Consider the following 25,778-nt stretch of genomic DNA (forward strand, 5'->3'; position numbering starts at 1 on the left):
GCAGGCTAGTGAGCTACGTTGCGCTTGCTCGTCGAGCGACCGAGCGCTTCGACTTCGGCGTCCATCTTCGGGAGCAGGCGTGGCACGTGCTTCAGGATGGCGCGATCACCGACTGCCGACTGCAGCACTCCACGAAGGAAGCCGGCAGCACCTACCCACCGAGGCACGTAGACCTTGCGCTTGCGGCCCTCCAGGCCGTCGACGAACGCGTCGACGCACTGGTCGACGGTCATCGTGCGCCCGAACGGACCGGGCATGACACCCAACATCTCCCGGAACGCACCGAGGTCCGCTTTCGCGTCCTGAACGAGCGGGGTGTCGATCCACGCCATGTGTGCGGATCCGACGCCGACGCCTTGATAGGTGACTTCGAGCCGAAGCGCGTTGGCGAACTGCTCGACACCCGCCTTGCTGGCGTTGTACGCGGCGAGACCGGGGCACGCAGCGTACGCGGCGAGCGAGGACACGATCAGGATGTAGCCCTTGCGTTCGATCAGCGACGGCACAGTCGCACGAGCAGTGTTGAACACGCCGAGGAGGTTGACGTCGAGCACTCGCTGGAACGTCGCCGGATCGACCTTCAGCACCGATCCGTAGCTCGCGATTCCGGCGTTCGCCAGAACGAGGTCGAGGCCACCGAACTTCTCGATGCCCGCCGTCGCGGCCGCCTGCATCGCCGCGAGATCTCGCACGTCGGCGACGATGCCCAGCGCGACGTCGCTTCCGAGCTCTGCTTCCAGATCGCGGAGCGGTTCTGCATCGACATCGGTGAGCACCAGCTTGCTTCCGCGCGCAGCGAGGGCGCGTGCGGTCTCGGCGCCGATTCCGCGCGCGGCGCCGGTGATGAACACGACCTTGTTCGCGAGTACGGACACGAGAAGTCCACCTCCATGTTCCGGTCCCCCGTTTTGGGAACTGCTACGTGTCACTTTCCATCTGATACTGATCGGTGTCAAGATCGGGGGGTGAGCACTTCCGAAACTCGAGCACTCCCTGGGCGCCCCTACCGCGGTTCGTCGTCCGACCAACGTCGAGAAGACCGCCGAGAGAAGCTGCTCGACGCTGCCGTGGAGCTCTTCGGAACCAGCGGATACCGATCCGCGTCGATCGACCGCATCTGCGCAGCCGCAGGCCTGACGAAGCGCTACTTCTACGAGTCGTTCGACAGCAGCGAGGATCTGCTGAAGGCCGTCTACCGTCGCGCGACAGCCACGATGCTCGGCAGCATCGCAGTGCCGTCGGACGGCCGCAGCACGTCCGCCGAACAGGTGCTGCAGGCCGCCCTGGCGAACTTCTTCCGCAGCGTCGCGGACGACCCGAGATCGGCGCGTATCGTACTGCTCGAAGTCTTGGGCGTGTCTTCCGAGGTCGACGCGCTCTACAGACAGACGACGGCGCTGTTCGTCGACGCAGTCCTCGCGCTCGCCGCGTCCGTGGGTACAGCGCACGGGCTCGCGGGGCCGAACCGTCGAACTCTCGCAGTCGGACTCGTCGGGGCCGTGCTGATGATGACGCAGCAGTGGGTCCTCGCTCCCGACACCGAGTCTCTCGACGACGTCATCGCGGGTGCTCACACCATCCTCGGTGCAGTGGCGTTCGGACGGCTCGACTAGCTCCAAGTCGTTTCCAAGTGGGCGGGTGCAGTCTTCCCTCATGAGCGCACCGACCCTCCCCCAGTTCGCCGCCCCGCAGACCGCAACCCGGCTACGATCCGCGCGAGTGCAGTTCTGCGACCGCGACGACGCCGAGATGTTCCTCGAATGGCTGCACGCGCGCGCCGCATCGTACGCACGCGCCGACGAGACTGCGGAGGTCACGTTCCCTGTGTTCGTCTGCACTGCGGCCGACGCCTACAGCGTGTCCTCGGCTCTGACGTGCGCCGTGTTCGGCGATTCCGATGTCGTCGATCTTGTCGACACGGTCGCCGTTCGGGTCGAGCAGGCCACGCTCCCCGCGGTTTTCGGACCGTACGCGACCGAGCGAGGATGGGAGGTCATGTACGCACTGTCACTGCGATGACGGCACCGCGGCGAACACGAGTTCGCGAACCTCGCCGCGGGTCAGCTGACGCCCGACCTCGATGTTTCGCCGGAGCGTGTCGTCGTCGACGGCCGACCGGATCTCCTGGTCGTAACGTCCGATGTCGATCGGATCCATCGCCGACGGAACGTAGCCGATCATCTCGACCTGACGATCCACGACGCCCAACAACCGTGTCGCCGAATCGATGTCACCCCGCCGGAACAGTGCGTACGCAAGCGTTGCAAGCCCCACCATCCACGACGACGTGTCCGATACGGAGTCGCACGCGTCGATCATCCGTTGGAGTTTGAGTTCGGCAGGTCCTCCCCAACGGCCCTGCGCAAGATCGACTTTGGCATGGATCCACAAGGCGGATGCTTCGCACCACTGATACCCGCAGTCGGCGGCCACGGCCGTCGAGTACTCGAGCAGCTCCTCGGCGCGGATCATGTCCCCACTGCGGAGAAAAGCCGTCCCAGCGGACATCAACGCTTCGGCTTTCGTGTACGGCGCGTCGAGAGCGTCGGCCACGACGAGCGCCTCGTCGGCATGCACGACTGCTTGTTCGGTCAACCCGGCACCTGCCTCGAAGAATGCCAGCGACACGAGCACGTCCGACCGCGCCACCTTGTCGGAATGAGTTTCCGGCTCCAATTCCCCCAGCCTGCCGAAGGATTCGAGCAAACCCGAGATGTCGCCCGCGAGGTACCGCGTGATGGTCAGTCCCGCCACCGCCCGGACCAGGACACCGATGCCGATGTCCTTCGCCTTCATCGCCGACTCCAGGTAGCGAAGCCCTTCCGCGACGTGACCGCGGCGGTACCAGAACCAGTACAGGCTTCCGACGATGCGTAGATAGGTCTCCGACGTGTTGTCCAGATGTTCGAGAGCCGAACGCACGTTGGGCATGTCGTGATCGAGGCGCGTCATCCATCGTGGGCACTCGGGTCCCCGCAGACCGAAATAGGCTTCTTCCGCCATCGCGACGACCCACTCGGAGTGCCGTTGGCGCAATTCGGCCGACCGGGCCGGATGACGATGCAGCGCAGCGAAACTCCGCAACGTCTCCAACATGCGGTACCGCCGGGGATCACCGCCCGAGGACTTGATCAGCGACTTGTCGATGAGTGCGCCGAGGTCGGCGATGATGCCGCGATGGCCGGTTACCGTACGCGCCGCGTCGAGATCGAAACCACCGTCGAAGATCGCCAGATCTTCGAACAACACCTTTTCCGACGGCGCCAGACTCGCGTACGACCACTCGACCGCAGCGAGCATGGTCGAGTGCCGGAGATTGGTTCTCGGTCCACCGCGCAGTACCTCGAACCGGTCGTCGAGATTGTCGACGAGTTGACGCACCGACAGCGTACGACACTGTGCCGCAGCAAGTTCGATGGCGAGCGGCATTCCGTCCAATGCCCCGCACAGCTTGTCGAGTAGCTTCATGTCCTCGGTACTCGGATCCCAGCCGCCGGATTGCTGCGACGCACGATCGACGAACAGTCGAACGGCCGCGCCGCCGGCCCCGGAGGACAGCGACGGCGTGTCGTACACGTACTCGCCGTGCACGCCGAGCGCCTCGCGGCTCGTCGCGAGTACCGAGACTTCCGAACACGACGCGAGCACTGCTGCGACGAACTCGGCGACGGGCCCGAGGACCTGTTCGCAGTTGTCGAGCACGAGGAGGGTACGACGATCGCGCAAGATCGCCTCGAGCGACGACATACCGCCGGACACGCTCACCCCGAGCGCGGTGGCGATGGCGTCGACGAGCAATCCGCCCTCCCGGACGTCGGCGAGTTCCACGAACCAGGGGCCGTCGGAATCCCGACGCCGACGCGCCACCTCGAGTGCCAGCCGCGTCTTCCCCATCCCGCCGGGTCCGGTCAACGTGACGAGCCTGTTCGTGGCTCCTGCAGACTCGACGGCGAGCAGATCGTCGTGCCGGCCCACCAACGGTGTGGAAGGGATCGGAACGAGGCTGTGCCGAGCCGGCGGACGTGCGTCCGGTATCTCGGCGACGGTGACGTCGAGTGCCGAATCCTGCCGCAGGATGGCGTCGTGCAGCGCGATCGAACTCGGTCTCGGATCCGCGCCGAGTTGATCGGCCAGACTCTCGCGGGTTGCGCGCAGGGCCGCCAATGCGTCACCCTGCCTACCCGCTCGGTACAGCGCGAGCGCCAACAACTCCGAGGCACGTTCGCGAAGCGGATGGTTCCGGATGTGCGCCTCGAGCGCCGCGGCGGCCGACGCGTTCTCCCCCAGGGCTATCGCCGCATCCATGCGATCTTCGAACACCCCGAGTCGACGCTCCTCGAGGTGCCGGATCTCCGCCTGGGCGAACGGCCGGTCGGCGCAATCCGCGTGCGCGGGACCACTCCAGAGGTCGAGTGCCTCGCCGAGAATGCGGTGGGCGTCGGCGAACCGCTGTTCGTTCAGTGCTTCTTTCCCGGCGTGCGCGCCCGCCAGAAACCGCGTCGAGTCGAGACCGTCGTCGGGAAGGACGAGGGCGTACCCGGGCCCGCGCCGGACCAGCACCGTCGGCTTGGCGGTGCCACGGTTCGGTTCGAACGCCTTGCGCAGCGTGGAGATGTAGCCCTGCAACGTCAGCGATGCCGTCCTCGGTGGCGAGTCGCCCCAGAGGTCGTCGATCAGGGTGTCGTCGGCGACCATGTGGCCACCTGCGATCGCCAACCGGGCAACGATCGCGCGAGGCACGGGCCCACCGAGTGCAATCGGCTCGCCGTTCAGGAATGCCTCGATCGGCCCCAGAACGCGCAGCTCGACGCGAGCGTTCGTGGTGGCCTGATCTGTCGACACCGATGGATCATAAAGTGCCACCGGTCTTTCGTCTCACCGTTGGCACGACCCGGGCCCGGACCCCGCCGCGCGGGGACCGGGCCCAGGACGTCCGCCACCTACTCGGACGTGACCGATCGCCGCGTGGCGAGCAGTACCCCAAGGATCGTGTAACCGAGGACCAGTTGGACGGAGCTGACGACCAGTCCGGCGTCACGCACGATCATCACGAGCGGAATCGTGGCGACGAACCAGGATTGAGCCCACAGCGTCCACCACCGGACGACTCCGGTCCATCGTCCCGCGATCGCAACTCGTATGCCGATACCGACCATGCCCACCATCGACAGGGGCCAGCACAGGTCGAACGCCATCCACACCGCTGTGTCGTGAAGCAGCCAGAACGCGTCCAACGTCGACGAGACCAGTGCGCCTGCCATGAACACGAACTGTCCGACGTAGAAGCCGCGGGCGACGCGGCCGTCGCCCATCGCGTGCGTGCGTACCTGCAAGAGCAACAGCCGGACGACGCCGATCTGAAAGGCGATCGCAGTGGCGCCTCCGACGAGCGATTGCCACCCGAATCCCTGGTGGTCGCCGATCGCGGGCATTCCGACGGCCCAGGCCGTCGTGCCGATTGCCAACAGAATTCCGGTGTTGCGCACGGACTGCGGTGTCACGACACTTCTCGTGCGGTGTGAGTTCTCGAGAACGGCCATCGTCTCAGCTCCTCGTATGAGTGGAAGGTTCTTCTGGCTCACACGATCGGCGGTTCTACTGGGAAGTCACTGGGGATCCGCTTGGACCGCCTGCTTCTCGTAGAGCTTCTGCTCGTAGGACGCGCCGTAATACTGCTCGAGCTCGGCCAAAGACTCGGGCGAGTCCGGCATGACCGCCCTCGTGATCTCGGAGACGGTCGGCAGGATCGAGGGATTCCACGTCTCGGGCTCCCACAACTTCGATCGCATGAACGCCTTGGCGCAATGGAAGAAGACTTGTTCGACGTCGACGACGAGGCACAGGATCGGCCTGTGGCCCTTGACCACCATCTCGTCGAAGAAGGGCGCATTCTTGATCAATCGTGCTCGGCCGTTGATGCGCAATGTGTCACCGCGACCCGGGATGAAGAAGTTGATCCCGACGAACGGATTGGCCAGCACGTTCCGGTAGCCGTCCATACGTTTGTTGCCCGGGCGTTCGGCGATCGCGATGGTCGTGGAGTCGATGACGTGGGCAAGCAGGCCCGCAGGGTCACCCTTCGGCGAGACGTCGCAACGGCCGTCGGCGTCGGCGGTGCCGATGAGGCAGAACGGAGACTCCGCCAACCAGCGGACATCGATCGGGTGCAACGACGACCGGTCCTTGTTGGCAGCTCGGTAGCTCGGGGTACCGAACATGTCGGTCAGCTCGTCCGCGTCTAGAATCTCGTCCCAGGTCACGCCGCGAGCGTAACGAACCCCGCACGTGCGCGTGCACTCGCGTGGATCCACCGACATCGCTCCGACATCGTGTCCCCCGAACGGAGCGAGGGCGGCCCCCAGTCACTCAGAGTGACCGGAAAGCCACACTCGGTCCGAAACCCACCTTCGGGACGACGCTTCGAATCGCCGGCGGGCAACGAAGCCCCCGACCGGTTCTAAGCGGGGTGCCCCGCAGTGAAACTCGCGACCCGGTCGTAGGCCAGCTTGGGAGTGAAATCCCGCCGCAGCAACCCGAAGTTCTGCTCCGGGTCCGAGGCGTTGGTACCGGCATCGCGCGAGGCGTACACGAATGCAGGACCCATCCAGGAGTTACCGAGCACCGCGTCCATGACGATCCCGATCGTGTCCGACTGCACCTGCTCGGTGACGGCATTCGACGCGGTACCGGTCGGCGCACCGAACTCGGTCAGCCAGATCTGCTTGGCGCTGTCCCCGCCCGCGACCATGATGTCGCGCATCGGCCACATCGCCTGTGCCGTACTCCAACTCGCAGTGCTCGGGTCGTTGGGCAGATACGGATACGTGTACGGGTGGATGTTGAACGCGTCGAAGTACCGATTTCCGCCGACGTCGTACATCGCCTGCAGGAATGCTTTCGGGTTGATGTTGACACCGTTGCTCTCCGCGGGTGCGAGTCCGCCCGACAGCACAGTGGCTTCCGGTTGCGCCGCTTTGATCGCCGTGTAGGAGGCGCGAAGCAGGATCGAGTACTGGGTGGGATCGGGCGCCGGCTTGAAGAAGCCGACGATGTTCGGCTCGTTCCATACCTCCCACAGATTCATGTAATCGCGGTAGCGCTGAACGACAGTCGACGCGAAGGCCGCGAACGCGTCCGGATTGGCCGGACGAGAATGCGAGTCGTTCGAAGCACCCGCCACGCGCGCCCACTGCGGCGTATAGGCGATGATCCCCAGGGGACACAGGCCGTGCCCGACAATCGCCGAAAGAATCCGGTCGGTATTCGTCCAATTGAACCGGCCTCGAACCGATTCTATTGCGGACCAGTCGATGTCGACGCGTACTCCGAATACACCCGCATTGCTCATCAGAGTGAGCTCACGGTCGACGTCGGCGTCGGAGGCACCTCCGATCGAGGCACCCGGGGAGACACCGATACGAGGTGCGCTCGACATACCGGAACACTTCCCGCCGGACATCGGTGCGGCCTGAGCCGCCGGAGGCGACACGAACGCTGAAAGAAGTAACAGGACAAGGGTGGCGAGCGTGAACAGCTTCGGCGTCACGCTCAGCTGTACACGCTGAATCACCGCAGAAGGTTAACGCACTATCACAGAAAAGAAGAATCTCCTCAATTTACAGAACGAATGAAAGCGAGGTTTTCACCGGTCTGCACTACCATCGGGAAAATGACTATCGGAGTTCCAGGGTTCGATGATCGACTCGAGGAGATTCTCGGACAGCAGGCCGAAAAGGCAGGCGAATCGGTGGACGCGTACGTGCGACGTGCGGTCGTCACGCGTTTGGTACAAGAACTCACCGACGAAGACCAGTCCGAACTCGGACAACTCCTGCGGCATCTGAAAGAGGTGCAGATCGAGGCCCCGGCGCCGACCGGGGCACCGGCCAGCGATCGTCCACTCGACGATCCGGAGCGACTCGCCGCCGTCGAACGCACCGGCCTCCTGGACTCTCCACGGGAAGACAGCTACGACCGACTCGTCGCGATGGTCGTCGACGCACTGCAGGTGCCCTCTGCGGCAGTGTCGCTCATCGACAATCGCCGCCAGTTCTACAAGAGCGCAGTGGGCCTGCCCATAGAACTCGACCAAGCACGCGAACTCCCGGTGGACCAATCGATCTGCCAGTACACGATCGATGGCGGTGACATTCTGACCGTCGAGGATGCACGTCTGCACGACGTGTTGAAGGATCATCCTGCCGTCCTGAACAAGCTGGCCGTGTCGTACATGGGCATCCCCCTGAAAGACGACCAGGGCCACGCGGTGGGGACTCTGTGCGTGTGGGACGACCAGCCACGGGAATGGACGGTCGGCCACCAACAGATTCTTCAGGACCTCGCGTGGATCGTTCGTGAGCGAATCTTCGGCTGAACGTTCGCAATCGAAACTACCGCCCTGTAAAACCGCATGGAAACCGGAAGTCTGCCGCTTTTTCGTGACGAGATCGATAGAGCAATGGCGTTTCCGAATTGCCCGGCTCGGATATTGTTCGAAGGTGCTCTCTACTCGAAATCGGTCCCAAACGGGAGTTTGACTCGTGTCCAATACACTCGAAAGACGGCCGGTTAGACCCGGACTCACGCACTCCGACAATCCGGCGCCACAGAAAGGCCTGGCCGATCGCCTTCGGGTGGATCCGCTGCACACCGTCGTCACCGTCGCCGTCGATGTACTGACCGCGACCCTTGCCGTCGTCGCCGGTCTGCTCTGGAGGAGCGGAAGCCTTACCGAGCTCGGCTGGCTGCCATGGCTTTTCATCCCGATCGTCGTGGCGATCCTCGGCGCGCAATCCCTGTATCGCAGAAGCCTGCGTCGGAACTTCCTCGACGAGATCGGTCCGGTCGAGACGTCCGTCGCGTTCGCGGTGCTCGCCGTGCTCACGATCATGCTGATTGCAGGCACCGACTATCGACCCAGCACGCTGATGCTGCGCGTCTGGCTGTGCGCTGCGGTTCTGCTCGCCGTCGGCCGACTCGCCCGCGTCGTGATCCAGCGGCGCCTCAGAAGCAAATACCACTCCGCCGCACCGACACTGGTGGTCGGTTCGGGGCCGATCGGCCATCAGCTCGTGGCCCGCATGCGGCAGTTCCCCGAGTACGGTCTGCGGCCGGTCGGTCTCGTCGACGTCGACCCGGTGACGCCTCTCGACCCCTCGGCGGCCGACTACATCGAGGTCCCCTACCTCGGTACACCGAGCGAGTTCGAGGCCATCGCGCGCCGCACGGGTGCCGAAGAGGTCATCATCTCGTTCTCGACGGTCCGCGACGAGGAACTCGTCGCGGTCGCCCGTAGCGCACACAAGCTGGGTATGCGGGTGTGGGTGGTACCCCGCCTGTTCGACACCGTCGGCAACAAGACCAGAGTCGAGCACATCGGTGGTCTTCCGTTGATGGTCATGCCGCACGTCGACCCGAAGGGCTGGCAGTTCCTCGTCAAGGGAGCGATGGACCGCACCCTGACCGGGCTCGGCCTGCTGCTCATATCTCCTCTCTTTCTTCTGCTGATGCTGCTCGTCCGGTTGAGTTCACCCGGCCCGATCTTCTTCGCCCAGGAACGCATCGGTCGTGACGGAGTTCCGTTCGACTGCTTGAAGTTCCGTTCGATGCGTCCACCGCGGCCGGAGGATGCCGAGTTCGTTCGCACCGAGGGCTCGGCGCCCGGCGGTGTCGAAGGCGTCGATCGCCGCACCAAGATCGGCAAGATCATGCGTCAGACGTCTCTCGACGAGCTCCCCCAGCTGCTCAACGTTCTCAAGGGCGACATGAGCCTGGTGGGACCGCGGCCCGAGCGGCCCGTGTACGTGGACCTGTTCGAGATGCAGATCCGACGCTACGGCGAGCGTCACCGCGTCAAGGCCGGCGTGACCGGATGGGCACAGGTCCACGGTCTGCGTGGCCAGACGTCCATCGCCGATCGCGCCGAGTGGGACAACTACTACATCGAGAACTGGTCGGTCTGGCTCGACATCAAGATCTTGTTCCTCACCGTGCTCGCGGTGTTGAAGCGGGCAGAGGACTGATTCCATGAGTCGCGAAGACTCATCGGGCGTCTCGTGATCACCGTCGTCGCTGCGGCGTTCGGTGCCGTGATCGTCGTGATCGTCGGCTGGTTCGTCGCTCGATCGATCTGGTACCGGCCGCAGCGTGGCGTTCTTCTTCTTGCACTGGGGGTCCCGTTCAACGGGCTACTGGTGCTGCTTCCGGTCCCCGGGTTCGTTTCGGGGTGGAAAGAAGGCCTCGTCCTGTTCACGTTGATCTGCGCGTGGCTTCGTCGCGACAAGCGACCGAGAGACAGCGGCCCGAGACAAGGCGGCGCCCCTCTTCTCATGCCGTGGTGGCCCGCGGTGGCCCTGTACATCGCAATGGGCGTCGTCTCCGCCCTCGCGGTGTTCGGGCTCGTGGGCATCTTCGCGATCAAGGTGACGTTCTTCTACATCCTGTTGATCGGCATCATGTGGCTCGCGCCGTTCGACGCCAAGGATCGCGACGACATCGTCAGCATCCTGATGGGGGTAGGCGCCTTCACGTCGGCCGTCGGCATTGCCCAGTTGATCGCGGGGCCGGCAGCGCTCGTCTCCCTCGGCTACGAGTACGGGACGCAGGTGCGCACGTCGGGTGGCCTGCTGCGCACCTTCAGCACGTTCAACCTGCCGTTCCCCTTCGGGTTGTACGTGATGCTCGCCTTGTTGGTCGGCGGTGCCGTCGCCCTGGCCGATCCACGTCGGCGCCGAAACCTGTTGTTCCTGTGCGCGTCTCCGGTCATGGTCGTGGCGATGGCCAGTTCGATCGTGCGCGGCGCGATCCTCGGACTGATCGTCGGACTGATCTACCTGATCGCTATCCGGTTCCGATTCCTCGCTGCTCCCCTCGCCGTGGCGGCGGCGGCCGTGGCGGTGATCGTTCCGTTCGTACCGAAGATCACCGAGGTCTTCTTCTCGTCGAGAAGTCTCGGGCAGCGCAGTGATGGTTGGAACAACATCATCGCCAGCATCCAAGTTCATCCACTCGGAACCGCACTCGGTTCCAGCGGATCGGCAGCCGACCGAATATCCACTGCATCGGGCGCCTCGTTCCAGACCGAGGACGGGCTCTCCACCAACTATCAACCCGACAACTACTACGTGAAGGCCCTTCTCGAACTCGGACCGATCGGACTGTGGGTCGTGGTGGCACTCCTCGTCACTGCACTGCTGTGGTGCACCCGCTTGTCACGGTCCATGCCGGGCCGCGACGGCGCCCTCGCACTCGGCGTCGGTGCATCCATCGTCGCCGCGATGTTCGCTTCGCTGGTGTCCACGTATTTCGAGATCTTCCCGATCGACGTCTATTTCTGGTTACTGTTAGGAGTGGTGGGATGCGCAGCCGCGCAACACGATACGTCTACGGTGCGCTCGCGCTTCGGCCCGGCGGAAGCGGAGTTCAGACCTACATCCGCGAGTTACTGAACGAGCTCCCCGAGCAGCTTCCGGGAGCCGACCTGAACGCCGTCGTGCAGGAAGATGCCGTCGGCGAATTGCCTGCGGCCGTCACGCCGTCGACGCGCAGGGTTGCCGACGGCGCAGTCCGTGCCGTGCTCGGCGCACTCCCCGTCGGATCCGCCGATGTCGTCCACGGCTTGGATGTGGATCTGCCGCTCGTGACCCGAGCGTTCAAAGTTGCCACCGTGCACGACCTCTCGGTGATCGACATGCCGTCTGCATCGAGCCGGTTCCGAGCTCTGGGAGAGCAACGCCTCGTCCGGCACACACTCCGACGCGCAGATCTCCTTCTCGCCGTCTCTCAGTTCACCGCCGACCGAATCAAGTCGGTGAGCGGACGCGACGCAGTGGTGACGGAGCTGGCACCCGCCGCATGGGCGCGGCCCCCGAAAGAAGAGGAGGTCGAGGCGGTCCGCGCGAAATACTCGCTGCCGGACAAGTTCGTCATGCAGGTCGGTACCGTCGAACCTCGCAAGAACGTCCAACTCGTCGCGGACGCGGCCGAGAAAGTCGGCATCCCTTGTCTTCTCGCGGGAGCCGGATCGACGGGGCCCGACAAGCCGACGTCGGCCGTCGGCCTCGGTTACGTCGACCTGGAAGACCTTCCTGCGCTCTACGCGGCCGCAACGGTGACCGCGTACGCGTCGCGGTACGAGGGCTACGGCCTCCCGCCCGTCGAAGCAATGGCGTGTGGTGGTGCCGTCGTCGCCAGCGCGGTCGGTGCACTCCCCGACGTCGTCGGCGACGGCGCAACCCTGCTGAAGTCCGAACGCGTCTCCGACTGGGCGGACGCCATTCGCCCACTGGTCTTCGACGACGCCGCACGAGAAGCGTCGACCACGGCGGCTGTGGCGGCGGCCTCTCGAATGAGCTGGCGACAAACGGCCGAGAAGACCGCGCAGGCGTACCGAGGCGCCGGAGTGTGAACGGATGACCGAAACGACTGTCCCGGACGGGATGGAGACACCACCCGACTACCGGGCTATCGCGGCGGATCCGAAAGCCGCAGCCCGGGCGACCGCGGCCGTTCTGATGAGCCGCGTCGTCGTCGCGGCTCTCGGCTGGATCGGCAGCGTGGTCATCGCCCGTACCCTCAGTCCCGACGAGTGGGGTCAGTTCAGTTTCGTCTTCGCACTTCTCGGCCTGATGTCGGTCGTGACCGATCTGGGAGTCGGCCGAGTCGTGTTGGCCCGACTCATCGACGACGACGCCGAGGAGATCGCACGGACCGCATCGTCTTTCCTGGCACTGCGTTTCGTGCTGGGACTGGTCGGCTATGTGCTGGCGATCGGCTACACCGTGGTATTGGGGTATCCGTCCGAGGTCGTGCTCGCTACCGCTGTCGGTGGACTCGTGGTCGTCTTCGCGACACCGAGTCATGCACTCTCCGTACTCTTCCAGGCTCGGCACCGACTGCTCCTCGTGGCGGTCGCCGAAAGCGTCGGTCAGGTACTGCAACTCGCACTGACCGTTCTCGCCGCAGTGTTCGCGCCGACACTGCTGTGGTTCGTACTTCCCGCCGTCGCCAACGAGATATTCAAACTCGTGACCAAGGGCTTCGGAATCCGCCGCCGATCGGTCGGATTGCGGCCGTCGCGGCACATCGAGATACGCCGTTGGAGTGCGTATCTCAGGGAAGCAATTCCGCTGGCCATCGGTTTCGCGCTGACCATCGCGATGCTGAAGATCGACATGTTGATGCTGAGTCTGCTCGATGATTTCGACGCGGTCGGCCTCTACTCGATCGGCTACAAGTTCTCCGACATGATCGACACGTTCACGCTCGCGGCGGTCGCCCCGGTGAGCACGTTGCTGATCGCGTCCTGGCCGGACGATCTGACGACGTTCCGCGAGCGATCACGTTCGGCGGCAACGTTGTTCATCGTCTTCGGCGCCATGGCCGTCGCCGCGTTCTGGCCCTCGGCCGAACCGCTCATCCGGTTGCTCTACGGTGAGCGATTCGTCGACGGTGCGCAGGCGGCGCGGCTGCTCGTGTTGGGCGCGGCCCTCATGTCTCTCGTGATGCTCGGGATCTTCGTACTCGCGTCGGCGGGCATGCAACGCCACTACCCCCTGGTCGCGCTGCTCGGACTGGCGATCAACGTCGGGCTCAATCTGGTTCTGATTCCACGTATGTCGTTCGACGGCGCCGCGATCTCCACGGTCGTCACGATCGGGGTGACGCTGGTGCTGCTGTGGATCGTCATCGAACGCAGTATGCCGGTGTCGGGGGTACTACCGGTCCGATCGGTCGCGGCGGTGATCGTCGTGTGCGCGGCGGTATCCGCGGTCGGGTACTTTGCGGTTCAGGCGTTTTCGGCGATCTGGCTTCCCATCTCGATCGTCGCCGCCGCGCTGGTCGGAATCGTCGTCTTCGCCCTGGTCGCCATCGGTGCCATCGATTCGCCTCTTCCGTCCGCGAACAAGGGCCGCCATGCGCGTCGTTGAGTCGCCGCAGAGAAGGAGGTTCGCATGACCGCGTCACCGACCGAATCGGACACGCCGTCGGCTATGGAGCCGAAAGCAAGATTCGTGCACGTTCCCACCGGTCACGCTGCACCGCTTGATCTTTCACATCGCGTTATGATCGAGATTGACGACACTACCGGGCGGGTAACACTCGGCCACGTTGACAGATGCGACCTTAGGAGCCCCTCTTGGTGCCCGTAGACGATGCCGTGCATCGCGGTGACGTTCCTCCGCCCATCGATCTGGCGGGGCACATGCGAGAACTCGGGCGCGCTCTCCTGCCTGCGTTCGTCATCGCAGTTCTCGTGGGGGCCGGTGTGTTCTACGTCCGCAGTGAGCTGACGGAGAAGCAGTACTCAGCCTCGATCGTCACGGAAATCAAGCCCGCGCAGACACTCATCCCGGGCGACGCGTTCATCGAACAGATGCGTGCACCGTTCGAACAGCTGGCCACGGACACGGACGTGCTGAATCGTGTTCTGTCCGAGGTGGACACGGACATGGACGCCGGGCAACTCAGCGCAAGTCTCGAACTCGTCCCCGGCACGTCTCCCGCGCTGTTGACGTACACGGTCACGACGGACTCGCCCGAGACAGCCCTCGCCCTCGCGCAGTCCATGGTCACCAACGTGGCGCAGGCAGCCAACGCCAACTACGCGCGCGACACCCAAGGCCAGGTCGAGCAGGCCCAGGCATCGATCGCGGCGGCGGAGGCTCGGGTCAACTCTCTCGCCGCCGAGGACCCGAACCGCAGCGCCGCCGAGACACAGCTGTCGCAACTGCAACAACAGCTCTCGCAGCTGCAGGGTGGCGGCGGAGACCAGTTGGTCGTGCTGTCGAGCCCGGAGCAGAACACCGCGCCTGTGTCTCCCAAACCGATGTCCGAGGCTCTGGTGGCAGCGTTGGCCACGTTGGTGGTGGCGGCGGAGCTGATCGTTCTGCTGCGTGGCCGGTTCGGCTCGTCACCCAACCGTTCGTGGGCCAGGCGGGTCGCGAAGAAGAACGGTGCTGCGTTCGACGCGACGTCGTCCGGCGATCTGCCTCCGATTCTGGCGTCGCGCATCGACAGTCTTCACCGCGGAAGTTCCGTGTCCGGGAGCAATGCGCGGCATGCAGCGAGCAAGCGGGATGCAGTGGTCGTGGTCCTCGTCGGAGACGAAGCCGTGTATCGACCGACCCGCGGATACGCCGCCGATGCGGCGGCCGGCCGTCCCGTGGTCGTGACGATGGGACTCACCGACGAGTGGTGGCGCGCAGTCGATGTCGCGGACATCGATACCGTCGCGGTTCTGGTCTCCAAGGCCGGCAAGGACAAGAAGGCCGCAGCGCGTGCGCTGAAGCAGATTCACGAATTCGGAATTTCGTCGTTCCTGGTTCTGCAACCGAAGAACAAGAACAAGGACCATCGGGCCGACCAGGCGACACCGCAACAGAACACGGAGGTGGACACCCGTGCCAGCTGACAAGATCGCCCTCGTACACGAGCGATTCACCGAGATCGCCGGGTCGGAACACGTCATGGAGCAGCTGGCACTCCACTGGCCGAACGCGGACGTCTTCGCCCCCATCGCCCGCGCCGAAGGCATTCCTCCCGGCCTGTCCTCGCCGCCGCACACCACCTTTCTCAACAACATCTACAACGCCATCGGCCAGCGCTCCTACGCCCCGGTGCTGCCGTTGATGCCGGTCGCCTTCCGGCGGTTGAAGCTCGACGACTATTCCGCCGTCGTCGTCAGCCATCACGCGTTCGCCACACAGACCGTGTTCGCGACGGACGCCCCGGTCGTCGCCTACGTCCACAGTCCAGCGCGGTGGGCGTGGGATCCGGAACTGCGTGCCGGTGAAGGTGGCGGCAAGGTCGGTGCGGGAATTCTGACCGCGCTGTCTGCTGTGGCACGCAAGTGCGAGACGTCGGCGGCCCCCAAGTTGACCACCGTCGTCGCGAACTCGACGGCGGTGGCCGAGCGCATCTCGAATTGGTGGGGCAGGGACGACGCCGTCGTCGTACACCCGCCTGTCGACATCGAGGGGTTCACGCCCGACACGTCGGTCGAGCGCGAGGACTTCTTCCTGCTCGCCGGCCGTCTGGTTCCGTACAAGCGACCCGACATCGCGGTGCGCGCGGCCGCCGAAGCCAACGTTCCGCTGGTCGTCGCCGGTGACGGTAGAGCGATGGAGCAGTGCCGGGAGCTCGCGGGTCCGAAGACGACGTTCCTCGGCCGGGTGTCTCACGAAAAGCTCCTGGAGCTGCACCGCAAGACGCGCGCTCTCCTGATGCCCGGTATCGAGGATTTCGGCATCGTTCCCGTGGAGTCGATGGCCACCGGTACCCCGGTCATCGCCCTCGGCGAGGGTGGAGCGGTCGACACCGTGTTGCCCGGCAAGACCGGCCTTCATGTCGCATTCGGTTCGGACGACGAGATCGTGGCCGGCTTCGCTGAAGCGATGAGGTCGTTCTCCCCGAGCGAGTTCGACCGCAACGAGATTCGCACATGGGCGGAAGGCTTCTCGCGCGCCAACTTCCGCGACCGGATGCAGGAGGTCGTCGATGCCGCGATCTGACGCTCCCGGTGCAGCCCGCCATCGCTACCGATCGACCGCGATGGACCGTGTCTTCGCGGACGCACGCATCATCGCACTGACGGGTCCGACCAAGGGGCTTGACGCCGCCACTGCACGTGCGGTGATGAACGCAGCCGAGCAGTCTTCCGAGACCCCTCGGTTGGCTCTCGAGCCGCAGCACGACAGTCGCGACTGGGAGTATCGCACCGGCGAGGACAACAGCGCGGTGCTGGCACTTCCCGACCTCGACACGTCGGATCTGGGTCGTTTGCTGACCGAGATCCGAAACCGTCCGGGGCCGAAGAAGGCTCTGGAAGTGATCGTCTGCGGTGACTACCTTGCGGTCGATCTGTCCCACGGCATCGGCGACGGGCAGATGGGACTGATGCTTCTGGCGGCGTTCTCGAGCGACGTCGACGACGCACGTGCCCGCGGCCTGGCCACCGGTCTGCCCGATGGTTCGACCTGGACCGCGTTGCGGAAGCACTATTCCGCGAAACCTGCTGCACTGCGGGACTTCTGGCGTTTGCGAAATCAGCACAAGAACACAGGCGCGTCCGAGAACGTACCGTCGCGACGCATCGAGAACTGGGAGTCGGCGAAGGTCAGCCGGTCGGCGTACATGGAGCCCGCGCGCGTGAGCGAACTGCGCCAGTGGGCGTCCGAGAATGCGGCAGGCGCAACCACGGCATCGATTTCGGTGGCGCTGTGGCGCGCCGCTTTGCTGGCGCAGAACGTGCCGCTGTCCGAGCAGGTCATGATTCTGTTCAATTCTCGCCGCTATCTGGGCCCCGAACATCTTGCGTCGCACGGCAATTTCGCGGTCGGTATTCCGCTGCACCTTCCCGTCGACCTCACACCCGTGGACATCGCGTCCACGATGAAGCAGGTCATCGATTCCGGGTGGCCCGTCGCCATTCTCGGAATGTCCGAGATCAAGGACAAACTGCTGTCCTGGCGTTCGCGTCCGTCGACGCCCGAACCGGGCGGCGTCGTCGACGTTCCCGATCGGCTTCGCCTGGCAGTCAGCGACCTCGGCAAACTGCGCATGTTCGACCATCTGGCATGGGCGAACGACGGTCGACCGCCGCAGATCGCCGCGTCCTTGGAACCGGACGGACCCGACGGCGTCACCATGTTGATCGCCGAGGTTGCCGGCGGACGCACGTACACGGCGTCGTTCTGCGACAAGATGATCGACTCGGCGGTCGTCGAGTCCGCACTCGAGCAACTGTGCAGCGACCCGCTGTCCCTGCTGCGAGATGTTCGGACTTAGCGCCGGGGGCGCACACCCCGCTACCAGCCTCGCATCGGTGCGCAGGCTGGCACCGATGCTCGTCGTACTGCTGATCGCCGCCTGCTCGTCGGGCGAAAACGACCAATCCTCCGCGACCACGAGTTCGACCCCGGAAGCACCGGGCACGTTGCTCGCCGAGCCGACGGACTTCCAGGGGTATGCGGCCCTCGATACCGTGACGCAGAAGACCGTCGCCGTTCGTTACCAGTCGACGTCGGGAATCGACTCCTCCCCCACCGAAGTCACCGGGGTCGTGTTCGTTCCACAGGGTGACCCTCCTGCGGGTGGCTGGCCGATCGTGTCGGTGGGCCACGCGACCACCGGGTCGTCGAGTCGGTGCGCGCCGTCGAAACACATCGGTCTCCTCGGCAACCTGCCGACCGTCATTCCGTTCCTCGTGAACGGTTACGTCGTGGCAATGACCGACTACGAGGGTCTGGGAACCCCTCGCTCGCACCCGTACCTCGAACCGGTCACCGCGGGATACAACGTCATCGATGCCGTGCGGGCTGCGAAGGAAGTCGAGCCGAACACGTCCGACACCTGGCTCGGGTACGGCGTGTCTCAAGGTGGACAGGCTGTGTGGTCCGCGAACGAGTTGTCCGGGGACTACGGGCAGGGCCTGAATCTCCTCGGTTCCATCAGCGTCGCCCCGGCCACCGATCTGACACCGTTCGTCGACTCCATGCTCGCCGGCACATTGACGCCCGAGCAGATCACGGTGCTGCCGTCGCTCCTGCAGGGACTGCAGGTCAAGCACCCCGAACTGAACCTCGACGACTACGTGCACGGAACATTGGCGAGCCGCGTGGACGCCTTCGACACCTGCATCGGTGAGAAGGCTCAACTGCAGGCCGATATCGCCGAGGACACCCCGGCGTCGGACTACCTGCCGTCGAGCCCCGAGGCCGCAGAGCGGCTACGCGAATGGCTGGCCGAATACAGCGTTCCGAGAACCCGCGCGCAGAAGCCGATGCTGGTCGCGTACGGCGATCAGGATGCCCTCATCACTCCCTCGTGGACCCGGGCCGCAGTGGGTGAGGCGTGCGCGGCCGGCGACGTCGTGCAACTCGTCGCGGCACCCGGACAGGGGCACGGCATTCTGAACATCGGGTCGACAGTGCAGGACTGGGTCGACGGGCGTGTCGCGGGCACCCCGCCGCCGAACACCTGCGGCTCGTAACCCACCACCACGAACGAAGAAGGGTCGAACATGACCGATGCTGCGACGATCGTGTTCATCGCACATACCGGCCAGGTTTCGGGGGCCGAGAAGGTTCTGCTGAATCTTGTCGACGAGGCCGAGACCGCAGGGCACCGGGCGGTGGTTGCATGCCCCACCGGTCGCCTGTCCGAGTCGCTACCGGACGGAGTGCGCCACATCGCCATTCCGGAGCTGAGTCTCGGTGGTGAGCGGGGGCTTGCACGCGGTGTCGCAGCGTGTCGACTGGTCGGTCGATGGTTGGCCGCCGGCCGGTCGGTGCGACCGATTGTCCGCTCCCCCGGAACGTCGACGGTCGTCAACTCGCTGTTCGCACTTCCGGTCGCCCGTGTGGCGGGACCGAAGCGAGGTGCGTCGTGGCTCGTACACGACACGATGACGAGCGCGAAGCAGAAGGCCGTCGTCGCGCTCAGCAAACCCGCGATCCGCGTCGCGGTGTCGGTGTCGGAGGCCACCGCGGTTCCACTGAAAGCCGCCGGAGTACCGACCGTCGTGTCGCACAACGGTGTTCGATGGCCGGTCGAACAGTACGGCGGGGACCTTCACGATCCGCCCGTCGTCGGGATGGTCGCGCTGCTCACGCCGTGGAAGGGACACACCGTCCTTCTCGACGCCGTGGCGTCGCTCCCCGGCGTCCGGCTCGAGCTCGCCGGCGGCAGCTTCCCCGGCGACGCCGCCTACGTCGAGGAGTTGAAACGTCGTGCTGCCCAAGCCGATCTGGCGGGCCGCGTCGAATTCCTCGGTCATACCGACACCGATGCCGCGCTACGTCGATGGGACGTCGCGGTGTCCGCGAGCACCTCGCCGGAGGCCGGTCCCCTGTCCGTCCTCGAGGCGATGTCCCACGGACTACCCGTCGTCGGGACCGATCACGGCGGGACCACCGAGTTTCTCACCGGCGGAGCGGGAGTGCTGGTCGAACCAGGAAACTCAGCCGCACTCGCGACGGCGATCGAGGGTGTACTGGCCGACGGAAGCATGCGTCGACGGCTCGGGGAGACCGCCCGACGCCGAGTCGAAGCCGAGCACGACCTCGCCGTCACGTTGCCGCAATTGTTGAAACGCCTTACGGAGTAGACGAATCCGGCTCCTGCACCGGCATGCCGAACGCCATGACTGCGGCGTCGTCCTCCAGCCCGCTGTCGAAACTCTCCATCAGCGTTTTCAAGTCCGCGACGATGCCCGACGGAGTGTTCGGCGCGTGTCGCCGCGCGAACTCGAGCAGCGCGCCGTGGTCGTCGTAGCGCTCACGTCCGCGCCCGGTTCGGGCCTCGGTGAGACCGTCGGTGTACAGGACGAACGTGTCTCCCGGCTCGAGTCGGCATTCGGTCGCCACGAAACGCGCGTTCGGCAGGATGCCGACCAACTGCCCACCCGGTGTCTCGACGTAACGGACGGAACCGTCGGCCTTCAGCAGAAGGGCCGGTGGATGGCCGCCGCTGGCCAGTTGCACGTCGAATCCGCCGTCTCGCCGTGACAAGGTCCCGTAGATCACCGTGCAGAATCGAGCGTCTGCCTGGTCGAACTCCTGGTTCAACACGGTGTCGAGGTTGTGCAGCACCTTGACCGGATCGGAGTCGTACACCGCGGCCGCGCGCAGCGTGTAGCGCGTGAGCGAGGTGACGACTGCCGCGTCCGAGCCCTTGCCGCAGACGTCACCGAGGAAGAATCCCCAACTGTCCTCGGACAGCGGGAACATGTCGTAGAAGTCGCCGCTGACATCGTCCCACGAAGCGGTGTGGTAGTACGCGTCGGCGTCGAGTCCGCGGGGAGGCAACAGCTTCGGCGGTAGCAACGAGCGCTGCAATGTGCTGACGAGTACCTGAGCGCGCTCGTGTTCGCGCTCGGCACGTCGACGCTCCTCGACGAGTTCACGCTCGTAGGCGCGCCGTTCCCGTGCGTCGATCGCGGTGATGCGAACGAGTACCGGTTCACCGTCCTCGTTGCGCCGTACATTGCCGGTGACGAACATCGGTAGCCGCTCACCGGTCGACGACACCAAATCCAATGCCACGCTGTCGAATTCGCCCACCGAGAACAAAAGCGGGGCGAAGTGCGTTTCGTAGTGAATTCGCCCCCCGGCGGTGAGCAGATCGCCGAACTGCTTGTCCAGCAGGTCCTCTCGTGTGCTTTCGAGCCAGTTCAACAGCGTCGCATTGACTCCCGCGATCTTGCCGTCCGGCCAGGTCGCAAGGTAACCGCACGGGGCGTTGTCGTACAGATCGTCCACAGTGTCCCGCAAGGCGGGGTCGAGATATTTCATGCCGCATCGACGAACGTCAGAATGGCGTCGGCCGTCGACCCCGGATCGCTGACGTGCGGGCAGTGACCATGCGCATCCAATGTCACCAACGTGCTGCCCTGAATGTGCTCGTGCACGAATCGTCCTACCTCTCGTGGGGCGAGCGAATCGTGGGCGCACTCGACGATCGTCGTCGGCGTGACGACGCGGTCGAGATCGGCGCGGTTGTCCGACAGGAACGTCGCCCGAGCGAACGCGCGTGCACACGCAGGGTTGGTACGGCAGAAGCTCTCGGTCAATTCCTCACCCAATTCGGGACGGTCGGGATTGCCCATGATGCGCGGCGCCATGACCTGCGCCCACCCCATGTAGTTGCTGTCGAGGGACTCGAGCAGTTCGGTGATGTCAGCCTCGGAGAAGCCGCCGCAGTACCCGTCGTCGTCGATGTAGCGGGGCGACGGTGTCAGAAGCACGAGTTTGGCGAAGAGATCCGGATGCCGAGCCGCCGCCAGAACGCCGATCATCGACGCCACCGAGTGGCCGACGAAGACGACGTCGTGCAGGTCGAGTTCGCGGACGATGTCGACGACGTCGTCCGCGTAGGCGTCGAGAGTGGAATAACGCTCCTCCGTCCATTCGGAAATATCCGAACTACCCGAACCGACATGGTCGAACAGCACCACCTTGCAGTGCGTGATCAAGTGTTCGACGACGGCACGCCACAGGTTCTGATCGCACCCGAAACCATGCGCGAGCATGACCGTCGGGCCGCCGTCGACACCGATCGTCGTCACATTGTTCTTCACGCGCGGGTTCACCGGAGAATTGTCTCACCCCGTCGTGAGCCTGCGGCCCACGCCTGCCCTGTGCGGTCGGCGAGTTGGCGAAAGAATTCTTCCCGGTATGCCGAACCGACTGACATCGTTCCCGGGCGAGGACCACAATGGGAAGACCGAACGAGCGTCGCGAACGCACCGAGCTTTCCCTTTCGACGCTCGCCGAGGCGACGGGGGTGGCCATGGGGTTCGACATCCGATGGACGAGTCTTCTGTCCTGTGCTCGCACACGAGGAATGACGAAAGATGTTACGCCGGTGGAGAATTCGCAACAATAGATCACACGATGTCAGAACACGCGCTCCTCGGTCCCGCCAGGCGGGGATCGACTGGTCGTTCATGGCAGGCGCGATGTCCATCGTGACGTTCTGGGCTTTCGGGATCGGCATCGTCCTGGGCGCGCTCGCCGTGGCGGGCGCGGTGTGGTCGACGCAGGGACCGGAGGCGGCAGACGCTCCGGAGCGGGCGGACGTGGCGATCGCGATAGCGATCGGTGCCTCGGGAATGGTGGCGGGAGCCGGTTTTCTTCTGCTCGTTCTGCCTCCGTGACAGCGCGGGGAATGACCGTATGCGGTTGAACGTTCAACGGGGCATGAAGAACATCGGATTCCTGTCGTTCGGCCACTGGTCGTCGGCGCCTGGATCGCAGACGCGATCGGCGTCGGACGTCCTGTTGCAGTCGATCGACCTCGCGGTCGCTGCCGAGGAGTTGGGTGCCGACGGCGCCTACTACCGGGTGCACCACTTCGCCAACCAGTTGTCGTCCCCGTTTCCGCTGTTGGCAGCGGTAGGCGCGAAGACGAACCGGATCGAGATCGGTACCGGCGTCATCGACATGCGCTACGAGAACCCCCACTACATGGTGGAGGACGCCGGATCAGCCGATCTGATCTCGGGATCCAGGCTGCAGCTCGGCATCAGCCGAGGATCGCCGGAGCAGGTCGTCGAGGGCTACCGTCATTTCGGACATGTTCCTGCCGATGGTGCCGACCATGCGGAGATGGCACGAGAGAATACGCGCGTCTTCCTAGACCTGCTCCGAGGTGAAGGATTCGCGAAACCGAACCCACGCCCGATGTTCCCCAACCCGCCGGGCCTTCTGCGCCTCGAGCCACACTCCCCCGGCCTCCGGGAGCGTATCTGGTGGGGTGCCGGTACGCGTCAGACCGCCGAGTGGGCCGCGGACAACGGCATGAACTTGATGAGTTCGACATTATTGAGCGAGGACACGGGTGTGCCGTTCCATCAGCTGCAGGCCGAGCAGATCGAGCGCTTCCGTAAGCGTTGGGCGGACACCCAGCACACATTCGAGCCGCGAGTCTCGGTGAGCCGTAGCATTTTTCCGATCGTCGACGACGTCGACCGGGCATACTTCGGTCGTGAAGGCGGCAGCAGTGACCAGGTCGGATACCTCGACGGCGGCAAGGCACGTTTCGGTAAGACGTACGCGGGCGAACCCGACAAGCTGATCGCGCAGCTGGCCGAGGACGAAGCGATCGCTGCCGCCGACACGCTGTTGCTGACGGTTCCCAATCAGCTCGGTGTGGATTACTGCGCTCACGTCATGGAGTCGTTGCTCCGCGACGTGGCACCTGCCCTCGGGTGGCGGTAGATCTCACCAGGTCGCCACAAAACCGGTCCCGACGGCGTCCGCCGTCGGGACCTGTCTTCGTGCTGGTTCAGTGATGCGGATACTGAGCTTCGTATCGCGCGCGCTGCGAATCGATGTCTCGTCGCCTGCGGTCGCTCTGCAGGTCACGGGGCAACCCGTGTAGCTCGAGGCGACGCGCGCGATTGAGCTCCATGAACGCCGCGGTGTAGAAGAGGGCGAGCAGAACGCTCAAGAGCACCATCGCACCCCTCAACCACAGCGGGCCGGGGAACAGCACGAGAAACCCGACGAAGATGGGCGTGAAGGGCAGCAAGGACCGGAACAGGTGGCGAGGAACCGCTCCTTTACCGACCAGGTCGTTGCGCACCCACTCCTGCATCGAAAGCGGAAGTTTCCTCCCGAAGATCACGTAACCGAGCCATTGGAAGAAGGTGGGCTTGGTGCGTGCCGCCTTGTTGTTCATACCTGGTCCGATCGGTCGGCAGCCAGTGCTGCAGCGTTGATGCGAGTGAGGACTCCGTGGAGTTCTTCCAGTTCGGACATGTCGACTCCGAGCTTGGCGACAACTGCACCGGGAATGCCCTCGGCCTGGGTCCGCAGCGCGACACCCTTCTCCGTGAGCGCGACGGCCAGCTGCCTTTCGTCGGCCTGGCTCCGGGTGCGTTCGACGAGACCGTTGCCCTCCAGCCTCTTCAGCAGCGGCGACAGCGTCGGCGAGTCGAGGTGAAGAGCGGCACCGATGTTCTTGACCGAGCGCGGGGACTGCTCCCACAGTGCGAGCATGACCAAGTACTGGGGGTGCGTCAGCCCCATCGGTTCGAGCAACGGCCGGTACACGGCCAGAACGGTCCGATTGGTGACCGCCAGGGCGAAGCAGACCTGACGGTCGAGCGCCAGCGGATCGGTAGCAGTGGAAGTCACGCGTTCGAGCATACGCTAATAGTTAGTGCACTAACTGTTAGCGCGACAAAGCTCACTTCACGAAGTCTTGCTCCCATCGCTCCTGAAACTGCGCGATGGCCTCGGATGTCAGTGCGGCCGTGTCGGGCATCGGGATGTCCTGAGCCCTGGCCACCGCGCCCGGGATGTCGGGGAGGGCACTTGCGTACCCTTTCGACAACGCGACCTGGCCCTCCCGAGACACCATGAAGTTCGCGAGCACCTGAGCCGCGTTGGGATGTGGCGCCGACGACAGAACATGGGAGTACCAGGGCGTTCCCCATGCCGGATCGGGCAGAGCCCACCCCACCGGCGCACCGGCATCCATCTCGCGCACGAGCGGCTGCACCATGGGCGATGCGACGATCTCTCCTGACGCGAGAGCTTGCGCGATGGCCAACGCGCCGGGGTAGATACGTGGTTGCAGCGCGGCCAGACGTGCGTCGAAATCTCCTCCGACCCAGTTCTCGTCGAAGAACTGATATTGATCGACGACGGCTGCGAATCCTGCGGGATTCGTCACGCCGATGCGGCCGGTCAGTGCCGGATCGAGGATGTCGTCCGGAGTCCGCAGCCCGTCGGGCAGCGCGCTCGAGTTCCACCCGAGTGCGAAGACCGCGGCGCTCGTCAGGAACATGGTGTCGCCCAGAACACTTCGATTGCGCTCGTACGCAGGATCGTCGAACGCAGGCCCGACGAAGGCAGTCGAGTAGTCACCCGACTCCGCTGCCGCCGAGACCCACGCCGGATCCGAGGACATGTGCACGTCGGCGGTGCCGCGCCCCGTTCGATTTTCGGTCTCGACGCGTGGGTTCATCTCGACGTCGGAGCCACGGGTGAATTCGAGCTGTATCCCCGGATACGCCTCGTCGAAAGCGACTTTCAGCGCCTCCAGGTTCTCCGGGTGCTGCGTCGAATACAACTGGACGCTTCCCTCCTCCTTCGCCGCTGCGACGATATCCTCCCAACTACCCTCGACGGGACCGGATGCTTGCGACTGGCCACACGATGTGCCCGCAACTGCGAGACACAGGATTGTCACCGACAAGAGAACTCGTGGAACCACTTTCATCGATTCTGCCCTTCGATCTCGGAACATAGAGTCCCAACGAATGATTC

24 protein-coding genes are annotated in these 25,778 nt (G+C 64.7%); 14 read left to right on the forward strand and 10 right to left on the reverse strand.

The genetic code is table 11. From position 1 onward, the window contains the following. Positions 1-5: 5 nt before the first annotated feature. Entirely contained in the window at positions 6-875 is an 870-nt protein-coding gene (locus HQ354_RS02170) for an SDR family oxidoreductase (protein WP_068421206.1), read from the reverse strand. 90 nt (positions 876-965) lie between these two features. Here HQ354_RS02170 and HQ354_RS02175 point away from each other — a divergent pair, with 90 nt between their 5' ends. Further along, the gene (locus HQ354_RS02175; protein ID WP_167677625.1) at positions 966-1,613 is read left to right on the forward strand and encodes a TetR/AcrR family transcriptional regulator; all 648 of its coding nucleotides are present in this window, start codon (positions 966-968) and stop codon (positions 1,611-1,613) included. Between the two features lie 40 nt (positions 1,614-1,653). Continuing rightward, on the forward strand, positions 1,654-2,019 hold the full coding sequence (locus tag HQ354_RS02180) for a hypothetical protein (protein WP_157105204.1): 366 nt from the start codon (positions 1,654-1,656) through the stop codon (positions 2,017-2,019). Here HQ354_RS02180 and HQ354_RS02185 read toward each other — a convergent pair. The 4 genes from HQ354_RS02185 to HQ354_RS02200 form a co-directional block, all read right to left on the reverse strand. After that, a complete protein-coding gene (locus HQ354_RS02185; RefSeq protein WP_068421199.1) occupies positions 2,008-4,842 on the reverse strand; it encodes a BTAD domain-containing putative transcriptional regulator in 2,835 nt (944 codons plus the stop codon). The two genes, HQ354_RS02180 and HQ354_RS02185, sit on opposite strands and share 12 nt — an antisense overlap. 98 nt (positions 4,843-4,940) lie before the next feature. Then, positions 4,941-5,540, reverse strand: coding sequence for a hypothetical protein (locus tag HQ354_RS02190; RefSeq protein ID WP_068421197.1), 600 nt, complete (start codon positions 5,538-5,540; stop codon positions 4,941-4,943). Positions 5,541-5,606: 66 nt separating this feature from the next. Then, positions 5,607-6,260 carry an MSMEG_1061 family FMN-dependent PPOX-type flavoprotein gene (locus HQ354_RS02195; protein ID WP_167677627.1) on the reverse strand — a complete coding sequence of 218 codons (654 nt, stop codon included), beginning with the start codon at positions 6,258-6,260 and terminating at the stop codon, positions 5,607-5,609. A 197-nt stretch (positions 6,261-6,457) separates the two neighbouring features. Then, on the reverse strand, positions 6,458-7,570 hold the full coding sequence (locus tag HQ354_RS02200; protein WP_167677628.1) for a beta-xylosidase: 1,113 nt from the start codon (positions 7,568-7,570) through the stop codon (positions 6,458-6,460). Between the two features lie 99 nt (positions 7,571-7,669). Here HQ354_RS02200 and HQ354_RS02205 point away from each other — a divergent pair, with 99 nt between their 5' ends. The 10 genes from HQ354_RS02205 (at position 7,670) to HQ354_RS02250 (ending at position 20,107) form a co-directional block, all read left to right on the forward strand. Further along, positions 7,670-8,374, forward strand: a complete 705-nt coding sequence (locus HQ354_RS02205; protein WP_114331437.1) for a GAF domain-containing protein — start codon at positions 7,670-7,672, stop codon at positions 8,372-8,374. 166 nt (positions 8,375-8,540) lie between these two features. Continuing rightward, positions 8,541-10,022 (forward strand): sugar transferase, encoded by a 1,482-nt coding sequence (locus HQ354_RS02210; RefSeq protein ID WP_222634072.1) that lies wholly within the window; start codon positions 8,541-8,543, stop codon positions 10,020-10,022. A gap of 33 nt (positions 10,023-10,055) precedes the next feature. Further along, positions 10,056-11,447: an O-antigen ligase gene (locus HQ354_RS02215; RefSeq protein WP_167677630.1), complete on the forward strand. Its 1,392-nt coding sequence runs from the start codon at positions 10,056-10,058 to the stop codon at positions 11,445-11,447. Next, positions 11,357-12,406 (forward strand): glycosyltransferase family 1 protein, encoded by a 1,050-nt coding sequence (locus HQ354_RS02220; protein WP_167677632.1) that lies wholly within the window; start codon positions 11,357-11,359, stop codon positions 12,404-12,406. Before HQ354_RS02215 ends, HQ354_RS02220 begins: the two co-directional genes overlap by 91 nt. A 4-nt stretch (positions 12,407-12,410) precedes the next feature. Continuing rightward, positions 12,411-13,928 (forward strand): flippase, encoded by a 1,518-nt coding sequence (locus tag HQ354_RS02225; protein WP_114331440.1) that lies wholly within the window; start codon positions 12,411-12,413, stop codon positions 13,926-13,928. A 212-nt stretch (positions 13,929-14,140) separates the two neighbouring features. Next, on the forward strand, positions 14,141-15,412 hold the full coding sequence (locus tag HQ354_RS02230) for a hypothetical protein (protein WP_167677634.1): 1,272 nt from the start codon (positions 14,141-14,143) through the stop codon (positions 15,410-15,412). Further along, positions 15,402-16,511 carry a glycosyltransferase gene (locus HQ354_RS02235; RefSeq protein ID WP_167677636.1) on the forward strand — a complete coding sequence of 370 codons (1,110 nt, stop codon included), beginning with the start codon at positions 15,402-15,404 and terminating at the stop codon, positions 16,509-16,511. Before HQ354_RS02230 ends, HQ354_RS02235 begins: the two co-directional genes overlap by 11 nt. Continuing rightward, positions 16,498-17,787 (forward strand): hypothetical protein, encoded by a 1,290-nt coding sequence (locus HQ354_RS02240; protein WP_240931211.1) that lies wholly within the window; start codon positions 16,498-16,500, stop codon positions 17,785-17,787. The genes HQ354_RS02235 and HQ354_RS02240 overlap by 14 nt, the downstream gene beginning before the upstream one ends. A 37-nt stretch (positions 17,788-17,824) precedes the next feature. Beyond that, on the forward strand, positions 17,825-18,991 hold the full coding sequence (locus HQ354_RS02245) for a lipase family protein (RefSeq protein ID WP_308115176.1): 1,167 nt from the start codon (positions 17,825-17,827) through the stop codon (positions 18,989-18,991). 30 nt (positions 18,992-19,021) lie between these two features. Further along, positions 19,022-20,107 (forward strand): glycosyltransferase family 4 protein, encoded by a 1,086-nt coding sequence (locus HQ354_RS02250; protein WP_068421158.1) that lies wholly within the window; start codon positions 19,022-19,024, stop codon positions 20,105-20,107. Here HQ354_RS02250 and HQ354_RS02255 read toward each other — a convergent pair. Together HQ354_RS02255 and HQ354_RS02260 are read right to left on the reverse strand one after the other, a co-directional pair. Next, positions 20,097-21,293, reverse strand: a complete 1,197-nt coding sequence (locus HQ354_RS02255) for a SpoIIE family protein phosphatase (RefSeq protein WP_068421155.1) — start codon at positions 21,291-21,293, stop codon at positions 20,097-20,099. The genes HQ354_RS02250 and HQ354_RS02255 overlap by 11 nt on opposite strands. Continuing rightward, on the reverse strand, positions 21,290-22,090 hold the full coding sequence (locus HQ354_RS02260; protein WP_068421152.1) for an alpha/beta fold hydrolase: 801 nt from the start codon (positions 22,088-22,090) through the stop codon (positions 21,290-21,292). Before HQ354_RS02260 ends, HQ354_RS02255 begins: the two co-directional genes overlap by 4 nt. A gap of 357 nt (positions 22,091-22,447) precedes the next feature. Here HQ354_RS02260 and HQ354_RS02265 point away from each other — a divergent pair, with 357 nt between their 5' ends. Both HQ354_RS02265 and HQ354_RS02270 read left to right on the forward strand, forming a co-directional pair. Continuing rightward, on the forward strand, positions 22,448-22,657 hold the full coding sequence (locus HQ354_RS02265) for a hypothetical protein (protein WP_068421151.1): 210 nt from the start codon (positions 22,448-22,450) through the stop codon (positions 22,655-22,657). A gap of 43 nt (positions 22,658-22,700) precedes the next feature. Continuing rightward, positions 22,701-23,720, forward strand: a complete 1,020-nt coding sequence (locus HQ354_RS02270) for an LLM class flavin-dependent oxidoreductase (protein ID WP_068421279.1) — start codon at positions 22,701-22,703, stop codon at positions 23,718-23,720. 67 nt (positions 23,721-23,787) lie between these two features. Here HQ354_RS02270 and HQ354_RS02275 read toward each other — a convergent pair whose 3' ends face one another. The 3 genes from HQ354_RS02275 to HQ354_RS02285 are packed head-to-tail and all read right to left on the reverse strand — an operon-like array spanning position 23,788 to position 25,731. After that, positions 23,788-24,183: a DUF5313 family protein gene (locus HQ354_RS02275; protein ID WP_068421149.1), complete on the reverse strand. Its 396-nt coding sequence runs from the start codon at positions 24,181-24,183 to the stop codon at positions 23,788-23,790. After that, positions 24,180-24,653 (reverse strand): MarR family winged helix-turn-helix transcriptional regulator, encoded by a 474-nt coding sequence (locus tag HQ354_RS02280; RefSeq protein WP_068421148.1) that lies wholly within the window; start codon positions 24,651-24,653, stop codon positions 24,180-24,182. The genes HQ354_RS02275 and HQ354_RS02280 overlap by 4 nt, the downstream gene beginning before the upstream one ends. 40 nt (positions 24,654-24,693) lie before the next feature. Further along, entirely contained in the window at positions 24,694-25,731 is a 1,038-nt protein-coding gene (locus tag HQ354_RS02285; protein WP_167677642.1) for an ABC transporter substrate-binding protein, read from the reverse strand. Positions 25,732-25,778 lie beyond the last annotated feature (47 nt).

It is taken from the genome of Rhodococcus sp. BP-261 (genome assembly GCF_019835205.1).
GTDB lineage: Bacteria > Actinomycetota > Actinomycetes > Mycobacteriales > Mycobacteriaceae > Rhodococcoides > Rhodococcoides kyotonensis_B.

Bases quoted from the DNA above. Each gene is read 5' to 3' on its own strand.
- HQ354_RS02180 (WP_157105204.1), top strand. From the start codon at position 1,654: ATGAGCGCACCGACCCTCCCCCAGTTCGCCGCCCCGCAGACCGCAACC.
- HQ354_RS02190 (WP_068421197.1), bottom strand. From the start codon at position 5,540: ATGGCCGTTCTCGAGAACTCACACCGCACGAGAAGTGTCGTGACACCG.
- HQ354_RS02205 (WP_114331437.1), top strand. From the start codon at position 7,670: ATGACTATCGGAGTTCCAGGGTTCGATGATCGACTCGAGGAGATTCTC.
- HQ354_RS02220 (WP_167677632.1), top strand. From the start codon at position 11,357: ATGCGCAGCCGCGCAACACGATACGTCTACGGTGCGCTCGCGCTTCGG.
- HQ354_RS02225 (WP_114331440.1), top strand. From the start codon at position 12,411: ATGACCGAAACGACTGTCCCGGACGGGATGGAGACACCACCCGACTAC.
- HQ354_RS02240 (WP_240931211.1), top strand. From the start codon at position 16,498: ATGCCGCGATCTGACGCTCCCGGTGCAGCCCGCCATCGCTACCGATCG.
- HQ354_RS02250 (WP_068421158.1), top strand. From the start codon at position 19,022: ATGACCGATGCTGCGACGATCGTGTTCATCGCACATACCGGCCAGGTT.
- HQ354_RS02255 (WP_068421155.1), bottom strand. From the start codon at position 21,293: ATGAAATATCTCGACCCCGCCTTGCGGGACACTGTGGACGATCTGTAC.
- HQ354_RS02265 (WP_068421151.1), top strand. From the start codon at position 22,448: ATGGCAGGCGCGATGTCCATCGTGACGTTCTGGGCTTTCGGGATCGGC.
- HQ354_RS02270 (WP_068421279.1), top strand. From the start codon at position 22,701: ATGAAGAACATCGGATTCCTGTCGTTCGGCCACTGGTCGTCGGCGCCT.
- HQ354_RS02275 (WP_068421149.1), bottom strand. From the start codon at position 24,183: ATGAACAACAAGGCGGCACGCACCAAGCCCACCTTCTTCCAATGGCTC.
- HQ354_RS02280 (WP_068421148.1), bottom strand. From the start codon at position 24,653: ATGCTCGAACGCGTGACTTCCACTGCTACCGATCCGCTGGCGCTCGAC.
- HQ354_RS02285 (WP_167677642.1), bottom strand. From the start codon at position 25,731: ATGAAAGTGGTTCCACGAGTTCTCTTGTCGGTGACAATCCTGTGTCTC.